Consider the following 535-nt stretch of genomic DNA (forward strand, 5'->3'; position numbering starts at 1 on the left):
GCTTTGGCAATGTATTCTGTCCACACAAAACCGTTGGAGAAGTGACCCAAGAACCAGCTATTCGGGTTAGGGAAGCGCCATTGTGATGCGTTAAAGATGTTGCCTGTATCAGACAAGCTGTCACCGAGTGCAACCACTTTGTTGATTTGATCTGGCTGCATTGCTGCGTCGTTGCTCCAGATCGTGTGGTTGTATGAGAAGCGATTGTCAGCGGCGAAGAACGTAATGTCTGCGTTCTCGTTCGCCAAATCTAATGTTGCTTCACAACGCTGACGGATAACGTTTTGCGACGTGTTGGTGTAGAACATGTTTTTAAATGAAACGGAGCTCCACCAGTAGCCGTCAATGGTGAAGTAGCTACCATCTTCGTTTTTTGCCCATTCCCAATCGGTCGCCGGATCATCTTTCGAGTAGCTGGTGCGATACCAACAGCGAACATAGGTATAGGTTTGGTTTTCTTGCGTGCTGATCACTTCAGACGCTGAAACCATTTCTGGTGATAAGGTTGGCTCTTCGGCAACTGCAGAAGCAAGCG

1 pseudogene is annotated in these 535 nt (G+C 48.0%); it reads right to left on the minus strand.

The window, feature by feature from the left end:
- Positions 1-535: pseudogene (locus R7Q09_RS28040) on the minus strand (type 2 secretion system lipase); the annotation flags it as partial.

The organism is Vibrio sp. 2130-1, from assembly GCF_033339515.1.